Origin of the sequence: Kitasatospora sp. NPDC017646 (assembly GCF_044329365.1) — a bacterium.
In the GTDB taxonomy this organism is placed as follows: Bacteria; Actinomycetota; Actinomycetes; order Streptomycetales; family Streptomycetaceae; genus Kitasatospora.
In genome coordinates, this window is record NZ_JBIRJC010000084.1 from 1 (window position 1) to 14,752 (window position 14,752).

The 14,752-nt window shown below is 70.4% G+C and carries 12 protein-coding genes; 5 read left to right on the forward strand and 7 right to left on the reverse strand.

Annotated elements, in window-relative coordinates:
• Positions 1-74: 74 nt before the first annotated feature.
• Positions 75-410 carry a hypothetical protein gene (locus ACH4J0_RS41740; RefSeq protein ID WP_396246426.1) on the reverse strand — a complete coding sequence of 112 codons (336 nt, stop codon included), beginning with the start codon at positions 408-410 and terminating at the stop codon, positions 75-77.
• A 1,410-nt stretch (positions 411-1,820) separates the two neighbouring features.
• On the opposite strand from ACH4J0_RS41740, the gene ACH4J0_RS41745 reads away from it, so the two are divergent.
• Positions 1,821-2,750 (forward strand): hypothetical protein, encoded by a 930-nt coding sequence (locus tag ACH4J0_RS41745; protein ID WP_396246427.1) that lies wholly within the window; start codon positions 1,821-1,823, stop codon positions 2,748-2,750.
• Positions 2,751-2,773: 23 nt separating this feature from the next.
• Here ACH4J0_RS41745 and ACH4J0_RS41750 read toward each other — a convergent pair whose 3' ends face one another.
• Positions 2,774-4,024, reverse strand: a complete 1,251-nt coding sequence (locus ACH4J0_RS41750) for a DUF6880 family protein (protein WP_396246428.1) — start codon at positions 4,022-4,024, stop codon at positions 2,774-2,776.
• Between the two features lie 110 nt (positions 4,025-4,134).
• On the opposite strand from ACH4J0_RS41750, the gene ACH4J0_RS41755 reads away from it, so the two are divergent.
• From ACH4J0_RS41755 to ACH4J0_RS41765, 3 genes are all read left to right on the forward strand, one after another.
• Entirely contained in the window at positions 4,135-4,833 is a 699-nt protein-coding gene (locus tag ACH4J0_RS41755; protein ID WP_396246429.1) for a hypothetical protein, read from the forward strand.
• Positions 4,834-5,023: 190 nt separating this feature from the next.
• A complete protein-coding gene (locus ACH4J0_RS41760; RefSeq protein ID WP_396246430.1) occupies positions 5,024-5,743 on the forward strand; it encodes a hypothetical protein in 720 nt (239 codons plus the stop codon).
• The gene (locus ACH4J0_RS41765) at positions 5,740-7,083 is read left to right on the forward strand and encodes a helicase-associated domain-containing protein (protein WP_396246431.1); all 1,344 of its coding nucleotides are present in this window, start codon (positions 5,740-5,742) and stop codon (positions 7,081-7,083) included. Before ACH4J0_RS41760 ends, ACH4J0_RS41765 begins: the two co-directional genes overlap by 4 nt.
• Before the next feature lie 295 nt (positions 7,084-7,378).
• Here the strand turns inward: ACH4J0_RS41765 and ACH4J0_RS41770 are convergent, their stop codons facing one another.
• The 5 genes from ACH4J0_RS41770 to ACH4J0_RS41790 all read right to left on the reverse strand — a co-directional run bounded on the left by ACH4J0_RS41770 (position 7,379) and on the right by ACH4J0_RS41790 (position 12,755).
• Positions 7,379-7,852: a tyrosine-type recombinase/integrase gene (locus tag ACH4J0_RS41770; protein ID WP_396246432.1), complete on the reverse strand. Its 474-nt coding sequence runs from the start codon at positions 7,850-7,852 to the stop codon at positions 7,379-7,381.
• A 72-nt stretch (positions 7,853-7,924) separates the two neighbouring features.
• Positions 7,925-9,073, reverse strand: a complete 1,149-nt coding sequence (locus ACH4J0_RS41775) for a hypothetical protein (RefSeq protein WP_396246433.1) — start codon at positions 9,071-9,073, stop codon at positions 7,925-7,927.
• A 464-nt stretch (positions 9,074-9,537) separates the two neighbouring features.
• Positions 9,538-9,927 (reverse strand): SCO5389 family protein, encoded by a 390-nt coding sequence (locus ACH4J0_RS41780; RefSeq protein WP_396246434.1) that lies wholly within the window; start codon positions 9,925-9,927, stop codon positions 9,538-9,540.
• Positions 9,928-9,957: 30 nt separating this feature from the next.
• The gene (locus tag ACH4J0_RS41785; RefSeq protein WP_396246435.1) at positions 9,958-11,238 is read right to left on the reverse strand and encodes a transposase; all 1,281 of its coding nucleotides are present in this window, start codon (positions 11,236-11,238) and stop codon (positions 9,958-9,960) included.
• A gap of 242 nt (positions 11,239-11,480) precedes the next feature.
• Entirely contained in the window at positions 11,481-12,755 is a 1,275-nt protein-coding gene (locus ACH4J0_RS41790) for a PucR family transcriptional regulator (RefSeq protein ID WP_396246436.1), read from the reverse strand.
• Positions 12,756-13,143: 388 nt separating this feature from the next.
• Here ACH4J0_RS41790 and ACH4J0_RS41795 point away from each other — a divergent pair, with 388 nt between their 5' ends.
• Positions 13,144-14,583 carry a DUF1254 domain-containing protein gene (locus tag ACH4J0_RS41795; RefSeq protein WP_396246437.1) on the forward strand — a complete coding sequence of 480 codons (1,440 nt, stop codon included), beginning with the start codon at positions 13,144-13,146 and terminating at the stop codon, positions 14,581-14,583.
• Positions 14,584-14,752 lie beyond the last annotated feature (169 nt).

The window sequence follows — 14,752 nt, forward strand, 5'->3', positions numbered from 1 at the left end:
CGCCCGCTCCCGGACCTCACTGGGGTATGGCTTCCTCATAACGGACTCGATCCTTCCAAGAGAAGGAGTCTCGGTCAAACCCGCAGCGATTCACTCCCGATCCGCTGACCGATGAAGACGTCGCCGATATCGAGGACCGCGCTGACGCCGCGACCCCAGGTCCCTGGCACGTGCGACAACTCGACGACGAATTCGCCATGAGCCTCGTGGCCATCAGCACCGTCGCTGACACCGTTCTCGGGGAACGCTGGCCGGACTTCGATCACCACCACGTCGTGGCCGCCACGCTCGTCCAGCAGCCTCGGTACGTCGACGTCGCAGACGAGCGGTGGGACGAGAACGCCAACTTCATCGCCAACGCCCGTCAGGACATCCCCCGCTTGATCGGCGAGATCCGACGTCTCCGCCATCTTGTCGAAGCCAAGAAGCAGGCTCCCGGTAGATGACGGCCGTACCGGCGCAGAGCGCTTGCTCCGGACATGCGATATGCCGGTGAGTGTTGGAGCTGGAGCCAGTTCCGCGGCGCGTGGCGGCGGCTGGCGACGTAGTCGATCCAATGACGTTTGAGGAAGGCAGCCATCGGGGCGCGTTGTGGAGAAGTCACTTGCATCTGATCAGTCGGGGGTCGGACAAGTCGATCCAGCTGATCACGGCCACCGGATCGTCCGCTGGCCGCACGTCAGTGGCCGCCAGCAAGGCCTCAGATTCTGCATTGCGCTACTGACCCAGCGCCGCAGCAGGCGCAGACGACGGGGGAGTGCTTCGTGCTCAGGCAGGCAGCATACGGCGGCGCATGCGCCGCCGACGCAGGAGGCAGTGGTCCGGGACGCTGAATGCGGGTGCACGGGCCTCGTAGCGCGCGCCGGGCCTCGGCCAGCTGGAGTCCATGAAGTCGGGACGGTCGGTCCGGTGAAAGCAGCGCACCAGGAACTCGGTGAACGTCCCGGCGGTCTCGAACCACTCGCCCTCGTCACTGCTGATGATGATCCGCCACTCGGCGGGATCGTCCTCGACCGCGCGGAAGAAGTACCGACTGCCGTGCTCGTCGCTTCCCCACAGCAGTAGAACGCCTGATCGGACGTCGGACTCGTCGACCTCCCACCAGTCCTCGGCGATTTCCCCGTACCAGGCTGGGCGTTCAGGTGGGGTTCCCAGTAGCGCTCCAGCTCGGCCGGCGTGCTTTCCATCGGCCGGTCGATCGTCAGATAACCGTCCACCGAGCCAGGGCCGTACAGATCGAGAAACGCCTTGAAGTCGGTCGGCAGCCGGAAACCGAGGTACCGCTCACTGGCATCCCAGATTGCGGGCCTGGCCCAACCCCAGGACTCCGGTTCCCCGCGGTGCGCGCGTAGTTGCTCGAGCGCGGTCTGGCTCTCCGGCTGGGGGCAGGAGATTGCTGGGGTCAGCACTGCCACAGGAACACGGCCTGTGTGCAGGGCTCGCACGCGAAGGCGTAGGCCTCACCACGACCTCCGAAGTTCATTGCGGTGGCGTGGTCCCGTCCTTCCTCGAGCTGAACGACGAGCCTCATCTCCCGTGCGCAGGTCGGGCAGGCCGGGGTCTCGTCGTTCTGCAGCCACGCGGGCTGCCCGCCGAGCTGACCGAGGACGTCAAGAGGAGTTCGGCCCGGCTGCCTCGCTCACTCCGTGTAGGCCTGGCCGTCCGCGCCCGGGCCTGCGGCCCGACGGCCCTGACCGCAAGGTGCCGTCGGGTAGTTGCAGCGGGGCGCGAGCCGGTTCGGCACAGCCGTGGCACGGGCGGAGCGGGGCTCACCCGTTCGTGGACCCGATGCCCAGCGATCGGCCGGGCAGGATTGGATGATGGGCATGGCCGTGAGCATCGCTACCGACACCGTCCGAGCTGCTGCGTCTGCGAAGGCGTACAGCGGCGGCGAGAAGCTGTTGACCGCCGGCGCTGTGCGCAACTTGGAGCCCGGCTTCGGCGGAGCCAACGCCGATGTCGTCGACGGCACCCAGACCTGGCAGGTCTGGGTCGGCGTCGTGGGTCGCGCCCTGACGGGGGAGTGCGACTGCCCTGACAGCCGTCCTACCGTGCTGTGCCCACATACCATCGCGGCGACTCTGGCCGCCGTACGCGCGGGGTTCACCTGGAACGCGTTGCCCGAGTCCCGTCCTGACGCGCGGACCGTGGATCCCGCGGAGCGGCGCTTCCGTACGCTTGCCAGGACTCTCGACGTGGCGGAGCTCGTCGCGCTGATCGCCCGTCATGCCGTGCGTGACCGCATGCTCGCCGTCGATCTCGAGGTGGTCACCGGCCGCCTCGGTGCGCCGGGCGCCGAGGATCTGGAGCCGCTGCGTGCGCTGGTCGACGAGGCGCGGGCGATCCCGGACGGTCGCTACGAGTACGACCTGCATGACATCGCCACCGCAGGCCGCGCCGTGGTGACCGAACTCCAGGTGCTGGCGCTGCGCCCGCCGTCGGTGGAGCTGCTGGACGCGGTCGAGTACGCCGCGGAGCGCTGGGACTACCTCGCCGGGGTGCTGAGCCAGGACTGGCGCACCTACGACAAGGAGGCGTGCGAGATCGGCTCGGCCATCGCCGCCGTGCACGTCGGCCTGTGTGAGCGACTTCGGATCGACCCGGCGGAGCTCGCCGAGCGCCTCGCGAGGCTGGCCACCGTCTGCGAAACGGATTCGTGCCTGTACCCGACCGGTCAGTACCGGCACCTGCTCGGCCGCGACGGTCTGGAGGCGTTCGAGCGGAGGTGGAAGGAACTGCGCGGCTGGTAGCCGGAATCGCCCGGCTACCGACGTCAGGGGGACAGTCCGGCTTTGTCGAGCTTGGCGATGAAAGTCGTCTTGCGCTTGTGCTCGGTGCGGAGTTCGGTGAGGTAGCGGATGAAGCCCTCGGCGTCGCCTGCTGCGGTGTGTGCGGAGCGCAGGCGGCGGAGCAGTCTGACGGCGCGGTCGTAGCGGTACTGGCCGGTGTCGGCGAGCTGGGCCCGGACCAGGAAGCGGTAGGGGCCGAGCACCTCGGCGGGGTGTGCCGCTTCGCGCCGTTCGACGAGAGAGTGGAGCAGGTGGGCCCCGACATCTCCGGGGTGTGCGGCGGCGGTGGACCACGCCTCCTCGTCCAGGCCCACGCTGTCCAGAGCCTGGACGAGTTCACGCAGCCGGAGCGGGTTCTCGGTGGCCCGGGCGCGCAGTGCCTCCAAGGCTGCTGCGAGCGGCGTGGTGTCACCGACGCGATCGCACGTGGTAGCCAGGGCACGGAAGGTGCCGGCGACGGGGTGACGGTTGAATTCGGTGACGCGCACCTCGAGCGCGGCGGCAACCTGGCCCTCATCGATGAGGAGGTCGACGAGCAGGTCGCGGAGCCTGTCGCTGTAGGGGTTGCCGGGGTGGTGGGCCAGTCCGCGCCCGGCCCAGTCGATGGCCTCGCTCGGGCGGTCGGCGTCGAGCAGGGCGCGTGCGATCTTGCGGTACTGCTCCGGGCTCTTCAGGTCCTCGGCGAGGACCGCGATGTAGTGGTCGACGTCGCCGGTGAGCTCGGCGAGCTGCTCGCGGAAGTCGCGGACGGCGAACTGGGCGCTCCACGAGTCCGGAGCGGCGTCGGCGGCGCGTGCCTGGACCTGGGCGGTGATCTCGGCGATGCCCCGCTCGCCGAGGGCGGGCGCGAACGCTCGCAGGTGGATACGGGGCCAGCCGGGGCCGTCGAACTGCGCCGCGACCAGCCATGACGCGAGCGTCTTGGGGTTGGCGGGCGGGGCCTGCTCCAGCGCGCGGGCGTAGAGGTCGGTGAGTTCCTGCAGCGCATCGCCGACGATGCCGGAGGAGTCGTCCAGGTGCATCAGCGCACGGGTGACCCGGTCCACGGCGGTGCGCAGCGTCCGCACGAGCGTGCCGGCCCGCCCGGCGTCGGCCAGCGCGGTCGCCGTCTCCAGTACCTGGTGGGCGGTTGCCTGGTACTCGCCCCGTCCGTGGTGGGGATGGCGGCGCTTGTCCCACCGCAGCCTGTCCACCAGCGCGGCGAGCTCGTCCGTGGAGACCGTGTTCGTGCCCATGCGCCCCATCCCACCACATCGGGCACATCCGCGAGCGGATGGCCGCGGTCCCGTTCCCTGAACGCGGACCTGGCGTTCGCCGGACCGGGTGCGCGGCTACTGTGCCGTCCATGAGGGGTACGTGGAGCGAGGAGAGTCTGCGGCGGCTGCGCGCGGCGCGGCATGCCGGTGACGGGGCGGCGCTGGTCGCGCTGCTGTCGGGGCTGCCGTTCGCGGAGGTTCTGCAGCAGGTCGGGGATGCGGTCGGCGACGCGGTGACCGCGCGAGTGCCGGGGGCGGCGGACCTGGCCGAGCGGTGCATCGCCGCACTCGGTGAGCGCGACTGGGAGGGGGATGCGGAGCTGGCGCGGCAGCTTGAGGCCGCCCTGGGGCGCGGCCCGGTGCCACCGCTCAGGCCGTTGCCGGTGGATCTGGAGGAGCTGGCCGGGCTGCTGGAAGGCGACCCGGTCCTCGGCGGTGGCCGGGTCGACCTCACCACCGGTGACTGCTGGCCGCAGCTGGTCGACTCCGACGAGCAGACGGAGGACGACGAGGATCCTGAGCGGTGGCTGCCGGCGTGGTGCGAGGGTTCCCGGGACGGTTACCAGGACATGGAGCTGTTCATCGCCACGATCGGTGACGCCGATTTCGCGGATCGCCTGGGGATCGCGATCTCCGGTCGGGGTGTTGCGTTCCGCCGCTTCAAGGACGTGCTGGCGCGCCGTGAGGACGAGCTGCGTCGATTCCACCTGTTCGCCGAGGAGCGGCAGCGCGGCCGGGCGCGGGCCTGGCTCGCCGGGAACGGCTACCGCCCGGTGGCCCGCCCCTGACCGCGGCTGGACGAAGCAGACTGGTCGAGACGAGCGGGGCGACCCATGACGGGAAGCCGGACCTGGAACACCTCAGTGTACCGTCACCGCCAAGGGGGCGGAGGCGGTTTGGGGCATGCGCCAGCCGTTCGGGTTGAACGACCAGGGGTGGGCGCTCCGGTGTCCGGGGTTGATGGACAATGCCCGGGTGATGGAGAGCGACGATGTCCTGGCCAGGGTCTTGGAACTGCGGGCAGCCGGGAGCGGGTCGAAGCAGATCGCGAGGGCCCTGGGCATGCGCCCCGCGCAGGCGAGTGCGCTGCTGCGACAGGCGGCTGAGAGCCTGGCGGGAGGGACGGCCCCGGCCGATCGGCCGGTGGTCGGGTGCTGGGTGAACGCCGGCTGGAGCGCCGGCCTGGGACTGGCCGCCGCGCCCGCGTGGGCGGAGGCCGACCTGCATGCCGCCGAGCCGGAGACGGCAGGTTTCGCACAGGTACTGGTGGCCCGCCAGGAGCGAGCCAGCAGAGTGACGGTGTGCGGATTCCTGGTGGACGTCCACTGCCTGGGCGTCAAGAACACCATTGAGCCGGAGGTCATCGGAGCCGGCTCACTCCCTGCGTACCTGCGCCGGTACTACTCGGCATTCGACCGGCCGCCGCTGAGCATCGAGCTCGACCAGGCTCGCACGATCGTGCACGGCGCGGTCGCGTACGCGCGTTCCCTCGGCTTCTCGCCCGCAACCGGCTTCGCGGACACCGCCCCTTACCTCGGGCCTGTGCGGGGCGACGAGCCTACGATCGACTTCGGCCGCGAGGGCAAGCCGTTCTACGTCTCCGGCCCGCACGACGACGCCCGGAACATCGTCCGCACCCTGGAGCGGTCCTGCGGCCCGGACGGCTTCCACTACACCGTCGCGATGGGGCCGTTGTGAGCATCGATCACCAGCTCGATGACGAGCAGGAGAAAGAGCGCCGGATCCGCGCCACCGAACACGAGGCGCAGGCCAACCTGGCCGCTTTGCTCCAGCTGTGCGCCACGGGCAAGCTCCGCTGCAGCGAGAAGACCCGCAGGCCCAGCGCGGCCACCGTCGCCGCGATCACCGAAGTCCTCGACGACAGCGACTTCTACGAACACGAGGCCATCGCCGCCTTCGCCTGGCCGCTGCTCCTCCAGGCCGGAGGCCTGGCAACCCTGGCCTCCGGCAGGCTCACGCTGACCCCGCGCGGCCGAACCGCCCTGGCCAAGCCCGCACACGAGACCATTGCCGCCCTGTGGCAGCGCTGGCTGAAGAACACCCTGCTGGACGAGTTCTCCAGGATCGAGGAAATCAAAGGCCAGCGCGCCGCCAATGTCCTCACCGCCGCCCGACCGCGCCGCGAGCTCGTCGGCCAGGCACTCACCACCCGCACCACCGGCCAATGGATCGCCGTGGACGACCTGTTCGTCCAGATGCGCCGAGCCGGCCAGGACCCCCTCATCGCCCGAACCGAACGCGCCCTGTGGAAGCTGTACCTGGAAGACCCCCAGTACGGAAGCCTCGGCTACGACGGCCACCACGACTGGCCGCTGCTCCAGGGCCGCTACACCCTCGCCGTGCTCTTCGAATACGCAGCAGTCCTCGGTCTGATCGACATCGACTACATCCCGCCCGCCGGAGCCCGCACCGACTACCAGCACAACTGGGGCGGCGACTACCTCGACCAACTCAGCCGGTACGACGGCCTGCTCGCCATACGCCTCAACCCACTCGGCGCCTACACCACCGGCCAGAGCGCCACCTACACCCCCAGCCCCAAGCCCCGACCGGCAACCCCGTCCGGCCAGATCACCGTTCTGCCCAACCACGACATCGCCGCCCTCGACGGACTCGCCCCCGCCGACGCCCTGCTCCTGGACGCCTTCGCCGACAAGACCGGCGACCGCGTCTGGAGCCTCACCCACCGCTCCCTGCTCCGAGCCATAGACGCCGGGCGCGACCTCGCCGAGCTGCGTCGCTACCTGGAGGCGGCAAGCCGGCATCCGCTGCCGCAGACCGTCACGACGCTGCTGGATGATGCGGCTCGCCGCCTCGGCCAGGTCCGTGACACCGGCCCGGTCCACCTGATCGAATGCGCGGACCCTGCGGTGGCGGCTCTCCTGGCCGGGGACCGGCGCCTGCGTACCGTCGCGACGAGGCTGGGGGAGCGCCACTTCGCCGTCCCCGCCGGCCGACTCGCCGCCTTCCGCACGGCTGCCCTCGCCCAGGGGTACCCGCTGGACCAGGTCCGATGACTACCGGACACCGAGGGCCGCTCGTCGAAGCAGCGGATCCGGCCCGGCGTCTGGCGATGAGGGGGAACCCGGCTCAGAACGGGGTGAGCCGCAGAGAGGAGACTCACTGCGGCCACCGGCCTCTCACGTGCCTCTCACGGACTGGGTATCACTGGACCGTGGGGGTCAAAGGGTCGCAGGTCCAAATCCCGTCGTCCCGACCGGCGTTTTCGCAGCGCGTAGGCCGTTTCCGCTTCTGGCGGGAGCGGCCTTTCTGGTGTTTTGTCAGCTGGTGGTCGCATGGTGGCCGCACCGGTCACAGCGGAATGGGTGCGTGAGCTGGGCGTTCGCGGTGGGATCGGCGTTGGCGGCCTGTGAGGTGGTCGCGGAACTGGGCGATCAGATTCCGTGGCCGGTCCGCTCGTTGGGTGGTGTGGAGGACGAGTTCGGCGCTGTCGAGGATGCGGGCGATGGCGTCGACGGCTTCGCGGGCTGCCTGGCGGGTGAGGTGGCTGTAGATGTTCGCGGTGGTCGACAGGGTGCGGTGGCGCAGGGTCTTGGAGACGATCACGAACGGGACGCCGCCGTTGAGGGCGAGGGTGGTGGCCAGGTGGCGCAGGTCGTGGACGGCGAGGCGTGGGACGCCGGCCTCGTCACACAGCTGGTGGAAGCGCCGCAGGACGTACTGGGGGTCGAGTGGGCGGCTGTGGCGGTGGAAGACGAAGCCGTGCGCGGGGAGGGTGTAGCCGAGAAAGTGGTGGTCGGCCATGTCTTCGAAGGCGCGGCGCAACTGGATCCGGGTTCGCTGTGTCGACAGGCTGCGCGCTGCCGCTACACGGCGCCCCCGAGCGGTGGGGCGCTGCTACGGGAGCCGGTCGTGGTTGCGCGCGGCGGCGGCGCGGACGAGTTGGGCGAAGCGTGCGCGGCTGTGGTGTTGGTGCGCTTCGGCCTCGCGTTCCTCGTCGTCCTCGGTGGCGTCGTCTTCCTCTTCGTTGTCGAGTTCGTCGTACTCGCTGTGGAGGAGCCAGCAGCCGTGGATGCCGGCGAGGAGGTCTTCGAGCAGGTCACGGGCCGGGCGCTTGGGGTCGAGTGGGGTCAGGCGCAGGGCGATGTCCTCGATGTCGGGCTCGTCGTCGCCGGTGTACTCGGCGAGGGTGTCCTCGAAGTCGTCGAGTTGCTCGCGCAGGGCGGTGGGGTCGGGCAGGAGGCCGTCGGCGACGTGCATGGCCTGACGGACGAGGGTGGTGACGGCTTCGCGCGGGGAGGCGCCGGAATCGAGGAGTTCGAGGACGAGGGTAGGGGTCTCGTGGGGGAGGGCCTCGATGTCGTCGGCTTCCAGGATGACCGCGGTGAGGTTCTGGCCGGAGGCGTCGGCGGCGACCTCGGCTGCGGCGGCCAGCCAGTGGGCGGCTGCGACGGAGGCAGCGGTGGGGTCGATGTCGGTGAACAGGGCTTCGGGGCCGAAGGGGTCCTGTTCGAGGAGCCGGTCGGCGGCGGCGACCTGGACGGGGGAGGCGTCCTCGCGGCTGAGCAGCACGGCCTGCTGGGCGCGGTCGGTGAGGTCGCCGAGTTCCGCGCTCTCCACGGCGGCGAGTTCGGTGGTGGACTCGGCGAGGACGGCCTTGGTGAGGTCCGGGTCGTTGAGGGCGTGCAGGGCGCGGCCGACCTGATGGGCGGACTCGACCAGGGGGCTGTAGGAGACGATCACCGAGCCACCCTGGGGGAGGTCCGGCCGGGAGATGGCCTCGGTGACCTCGCCGAAGGCTTGGCGTTCTTGCTCGCGTCGCCAGCCCTCGCTGTTGGGCTCCATGGAGCTGGCGGCGCTGGCGGGGTGGGTGTAGGTGCGCCAGGCGGCTTCCGACAGGTGCGTGAGGGCGCGGGCCAGGCGTAGGAGCGAGGCGATGTCCGTGCCGGCGGGGAGGGCGGCGATGCGGGTGGTGAGGTCTCCTTCGCCGGTGGCCCAGGCCGCGATCAGTTCATGGCGGGCAGGATCGACGCTGTAGCGGGTCATGGCAGGCTCCCTCGGGTTGTGCTCTGTCATACCACCAACGGTCGAAGCGCTGTGGCAGACATGCGAGACCAGTAGGTCCATCCACAAGATCGCGACCACAAACGATGGGTCCACCTCACCTCGGCGGCAGCGGGGTTTACTGTCTCACCCGGATGCACGCCAGGCGTGATCGGCACACCCCGCCGCTGAAGAAGCTGCCGCGCAGCCCGCAGATCACCTCGATCACCGCGCAAGGCATCCTGGCCGCCGTCACCGGCCCGACAACGGGTGGGGGCGCCGGTCGCCTCGGGTGCCAGGGCGACGGCATGCGCCCACTTCCTGCGATCCGCCTCCTCCAACAACCGCAGGCACCTGTCGTTGCCGAACACCCGCGGCTCCGCCTCCCCCTGCAGCGTCTGTATGGGAGTGCTGCGGGCGGTGCCGGGTGGGCCGGTCCCGCCCACAGCCGGGCGTGAGGGTGGTGGTCAGCAGCTGCGCAGTTCGAGGGTCTGGTTGAGGACCTGGGTGTGCTGCGAGGTGAACTCGCGGTAGACGTTGCCCTGTTCGGTGCCCAGTCGGAAGGCGGCGACGCGGTGGCAGTTGACGAAGGCGAGTTTGACGCCGAAGTGGTCCTCGAGGCTGCCGCGGATGGCGTTGCTGGCCAGGGCGCGCAGCAGCTGGGCGCGCTCGTCGTCGGTGGGCGTGGTGTTGCTGTCGACGAACTCGTCGGTGGTGGTGCCGAGTTCCTCCCTGAGGCCGGCGACGACCTGGTAGGCGTAGGGGAGGGAGGGGCGGACGGTTTCGATGAAGTCGGCCTGGCTGACCTCGCCGGCTTCGGCCTGGGTGAGGAGGGCGGGGGAGATGCCGAGCGACATGGGGCGGGTCCCTTCGTGTCGGGGGGTCGGTCAGCTGGGGGAGAGCGCCTGGAGGGTGGCGGGGCCGTGGACGAAGCCGGGGTCGACCTGCTTGGCCAGGTCCTCGCCGGTGCTCTCGTTGGCCCAGGCCACGGCGTTCTTGAGGTGGAAGGCGACGGCCTGGGACTGGAACGACCGGACCCCGTCGCGCCCGCTACCGCGGCCTGGGTAGTGCCGTGCGGGCAGGGGCCGACGGCGCTGGAGCACCTGATGGATCGCTTCCAGGGCCTTGGAGTCCGGGAGGGTGGAGGCGGTAGTGGCCACGTTCGTGATGATGTTCGGCCGGGCGGGGCGGTCGCCGTCGGCCTGCGGATGGCAGGTCTCCGAGACGTGCAGTTTGTACCCGTTCCAGAATGTCTCGCGCTTGGCGGACCAGCGGGTGTCGGTGTCGTAGGGGGAGGCCAGGCGTATCGGGCCGGGCGGCAGCCCGTCGCCCCCGTTCTCGGCGCGCTCGCGACGCTTGACGCGGATGTGCCCGTTGCCGGCCGTGGTGCGGGTGTTGTTCTGCACCAGCACGATTCGCAGGCTCTGCACCGCGGGCAGCTCGCGCAGCCATGCCGGGGAGCCGTGTGCATACACCGCGTGCAGCAAGGTGTAGCCGTCCTTGGCGTAGTCGAGCGCGAGCGTGTCCTGCTTGGCCTTGGAGGCGGGAAGGCGCCAGGTGTCGATCCGGTCCGCGTAGCGGCGACTCCAGTCCTCCACGACCAGCACCTGGTCGACCCAGTCGGGACAGGCGGCGGCCAGCGCGTTCAGGGCCGCGCGGACGCTTTCGCCGGCCAGCTCGAGCCGGTTCAGATCCCGCACCGCTGCCACGATGTGTGTGGAGTCGGTGCGCTGGCTGCCGCCCGCGTCCACCAGGCCCAGCTCGCGCAGACGCTCCAGCAGCAGGTCCAGCGCCCGCTCCTCCAGCCCGTGGGTGACAACGCGGGAGCGGAACTCCGACAGCACACTGTGGTCGAACCCCGGATCCTCCAAGCTCAGACCCAGTGCGTACTTCCACGCCAGGTTCTCTCGGACCTCGTCCGCCGCCTGCCGGTCGGTCAGGTTCGCGGTCTTCTGCAGGACCGTGACCAGCGCGAGCCGGCCCGGCGACCAGCCCGGCTTGCCCGACCGGCCGAACGCGTCGGCGAAGGCCGCGTCCGGGAACAGCTCGCCGAGCCGGTCGCGGACCTGCACCGCCAGCGGAGCCTCCCGCTTGCCCCGGTACATCGCCCGGATCGCCGCCGCGATCTGCGGACCAGGCTGGGGCCAGGGCTGCGGTTGCACTGACACGACATGCTCCGATCCAAGACGAGGCCCGAGAGATCAGCAGGTCGGCTGCCCGAGCAAGCGGCACGCGGACAGCCGCTTCGTCATCAACGGCTGGCTGCGCAGCCCTGACCCTGTGATCCGCGGGAATCGCGTGATCCTGTGAGGCTTATCGTCCCTGACGCCGACTTCAAGGATCTATTGCCGTCAGTCGGGATCGTTCGAGGCGTGGTCGACTGGTCTTCGACAGCGCCGCCGAGAGGTGATCACCCACCAGCCGGCCCCCAGGCCAGCACGCCCTGACCTCCATCTGGCCAGTTCGTCTCAACGGCTGAGCCAGGTATGCGGCAGGTTGCCGAGCCTTCAGCGAGTCGGCGCAGGGTCAGGGCAGCGCCGAAATGCTGCACGCCGTGGGTGGTGTGTGGGTCCAGGCCGGTCAGTTGGGCGGCGCGGGCGAGGCGGTTGTCGACGGTGTTGGGGTGGACGTTGAGCGCTTGGGCCGTGCGGCGCCGGTCGAGGTCGCAGTCGAGGAACGCGGCGACGGTCTCGACCAGGCCGGCGTGGTGGTCCAGGGGGTCGAGGAGTGCGGACAGTTCGGCGGCGCTGTCCTTGGATCCGGCCAGATGGTAGTCGAGTAGCACGTCCTGGAGTCGGTGCACGCCGGGTGTGCGGGCGATGGCGGCGATCCGGCGTGCCTGTTCGGCGGCGGCAGGGACGTCCTGGGGGGTGGCCGCGAGGGCGGCCCCGGCGATCGCCGGGTGGGGCAGGCCGGTGGACAGGTGTCGGACGAGGTCGGCGTGGGGTGTGCCGAGGGGGAGCAGGACGAGGCCGCCTTGTTCGTCCGGCAGGCTGAGCGCTCGGCCTGCCGCGGTGGGCGCGAGCCGGCCCAGGACCTGGTGGAGCAGTCGTCGCGCGGCCACCGGCTCCTGAGGTGCGGGGGCGCGGACGCTGAGCACGAGATAGCCGGGTTCGAGAGACAGACCGCACCGGGCGGCCACCTCTTGTGGCGCGTCACCGCGGACCAGCGCCGCGGCCAGTTCCCGTCCAGCCGCCTGCTGGTCGGCCGCCCCCAGCAGGTACGCCTCGGTGACCTGCTCGACCATGGCGTTGACGGTCCTGAAGTGCCGGCGGACGAGCCAGAGAAGGGCGGCGTCCTCTCCGGAGCGGGCGGCGGCGCAGAGCGCGTCCGTCAGCACCTCGGCACCGACGTGGTACGACCTGATCAGCCCGATCAGGGGGACGCCTTCTGCGGCACGCTGGGCGGCGCGCTCCCGGAACACCTCGGCTTCGGCGTCGGCGAGGCCCTGCGTGCAGCGCAGGAAGTCGCGGATCGCCTGGCGGGCGGTCGAGGCGGCCTCCAGGTCCTGCAGATCGTCGGGGAGTCGGTCGAAGCCGGGGACCTGGGCCCGCTGGCGCTCGACGACCAGCCTGGCCAGCTGGTTGATCCGGGGTTCGAGGCGGGCGGCCAGTCGGACCGCCTGCTCGCGTATGTCCTCGCCGGACTTCGGCGCCTCATGTGGCGACCCGCTTCGTTGTGACACGTCACAACGATATGCCGTCGTGAGTGTCCTCCCCGCCGATTGCCCCGGCCCCTCGGTGGGGCGACAGTGAAGCGCGGGCGATCGGATCTTCGTCCCGCACGGTCGTGATGGGTCATGAATGCTGGAACGAGCCGATGGGGATGGCATGGGTTCTCTCCCTCGCCGGGTACGCCGCGGGGCGCGCAAGCTCGCTAACCGTCCTTCGGCGCGCCGACGTTGTGCCTCGCCTGGCGGTCGGCCAGGCCGGCCCGTCCTCATGCGGAGCACCTTCCGACCGCCCCGCCCGGGTACCTGAAAACGTCGCTGCACGGCGCTGAAGTTCGAGCGTCGCCGCTGCAGCCACGGGGTGCCGTCAACTCTGACAACTGTCTTGTGAGGAACAACCGTTATGAACGCAACGCGTCAACCCCGACGTTGGGGTGTCGCCGCCTGTGTGGGGGCGGCGGCACTCGTGCTGGCCGCCGGGCCGGCAACCGCCGCCCAGGCGAGCGCGGCACAGCCTTCGCCCGCTCCCGCCGCCAGCACCACCACCACCGACGCGGTCAACGCGTATGTCTACGGCTACCCGCTGGTCCTGATGCGGGCCACCGAGCAGGCGTCCACCAACGTCGTCAAGCCCGATCCGGCGACCATGCGAGCACCGGTGAACCAGTTCGCCAAGGCGGACACCACTCCAAGCCCGCAGTTCCACACCGTGGTGGCCCCCAACGTCGACACCCTGTACACCTCGGCGTGGCTGGACCTGAAGGCCGGGCCCATCGTGCTCCATGTACCGGACACCCACGGCCGGTACTTCCTGATGCCCATGCTCGACGACTGGACCGACGTCTTCGCCTCCCCGGGCACCCGCACCACCGGCAGCGCGGCCGGCGACTTCGCCATCACCGGTCCCGGCTGGCACGGCCGGCTGCCCGCCGGAGTCAAGCAGATCAAGGCCCCCACCCAGACCGCGTGGATCATCGGCCGAACCCAGTACAACGGCCCCTCCGACCTGCCCGCCGTCGAGGCCCTGGTGAGCCACTACACCCTCGAACCGCTGAGCGCCTACGGCCACCCCTACACCCCGCCCGCAGGCCACGTCGACCCGACCGTCCCCGCCACAGCGCCGGCCACCCGCGTCGCCGAAATGAACGCGCAGAGCTTCTTCTCCCAGCTGGCCTCGGCCATGGCCACCAACCCGCCCGCGAAGAAGGACGCCCCCATGGCGGCCACCCTGGCCCGCCTGGGCATCGTCCCCGGCCGGCCGTTCGACATCAACGCCAAGGGCCCCGCCACAGCACAAGCCCTGCGCCAGGCCGTACCCGCGGCCCAGCAGCAGATCCAGGCCGCACTCGCCACGTCCGGAAACAATGCGAACGGCTGGCGCGTCATGCGCAACCTGGGCGACTACGGCACCGATTACATGCTGCGCGCGGTCACAGCCTGGTACGGACTCGGCGCCAACCTCCCCCAGGACGCCGTCTACCCGCTGACCCGCACCGACAGCCAGGGCAAGCCGCTGACCGGAGCCGACCGGTACGTCATCCACTTCGCCCCCGGCCACACCCCGCCGGCGAACGCCTTCTGGTCCCTCACGATGTACGACGCATCCGGCTTCCTGGTCCCCAACCCGATCAACCGCTACGAGGTCGGACACACCGTCAAGCCGACTCTCAACCCCGACGGTTCCATGGACATCTACATCCAGCACGACGCCCCGGCGGGCAAGCAGTCCGACTGGCTACCCGCACCCAGCGGCCAGTTCTCCCTGATGCTGCGTATGTACTGGCCCAAGCCCAGTGTCCTCGACGGCACCTGGACCCCGCCCCCGGTCACCATGACCAGCTGACGCAAGCCTTGAGGCGGTAATCCTGCGACTGTGCCTTCCGTCGGCCGCGTCGTCAGCGGTGCCACCGCCGTTGCTCTGCCATCCGGCGCCGGATGACGATCAGGTCGATCACCGCGACGGCGGTGGACACGGCGCACAGCACCGCGAGGCCCGCGTAGAACGCACGGTC

Bases quoted from the DNA above. Each gene is read 5' to 3' on its own strand.
- ACH4J0_RS41755 (WP_396246429.1), top strand. From the start codon at position 4,135: ATGAGGGGTACGTGGAGCGAGGAGAGTCTGCGGCGGCTGCGCGCGGCG.
- ACH4J0_RS41775 (WP_396246433.1), bottom strand. From the start codon at position 9,073: ATGACCCGCTACAGCGTCGATCCTGCCCGCCATGAACTGATCGCGGCC.
- ACH4J0_RS41780 (WP_396246434.1), bottom strand. From the start codon at position 9,927: ATGTCGCTCGGCATCTCCCCCGCCCTCCTCACCCAGGCCGAAGCCGGC.
- ACH4J0_RS41745 (WP_396246427.1), top strand. From the start codon at position 1,821: ATGGGCATGGCCGTGAGCATCGCTACCGACACCGTCCGAGCTGCTGCG.
- ACH4J0_RS41760 (WP_396246430.1), top strand. From the start codon at position 5,024: ATGGAGAGCGACGATGTCCTGGCCAGGGTCTTGGAACTGCGGGCAGCC.
- ACH4J0_RS41750 (WP_396246428.1), bottom strand. From the start codon at position 4,024: ATGGGCACGAACACGGTCTCCACGGACGAGCTCGCCGCGCTGGTGGAC.
- ACH4J0_RS41740 (WP_396246426.1), bottom strand. From the start codon at position 410: ATGGCGGAGACGTCGGATCTCGCCGATCAAGCGGGGGATGTCCTGACG.
- ACH4J0_RS41795 (WP_396246437.1), top strand. From the start codon at position 13,144: ATGAACGCAACGCGTCAACCCCGACGTTGGGGTGTCGCCGCCTGTGTG.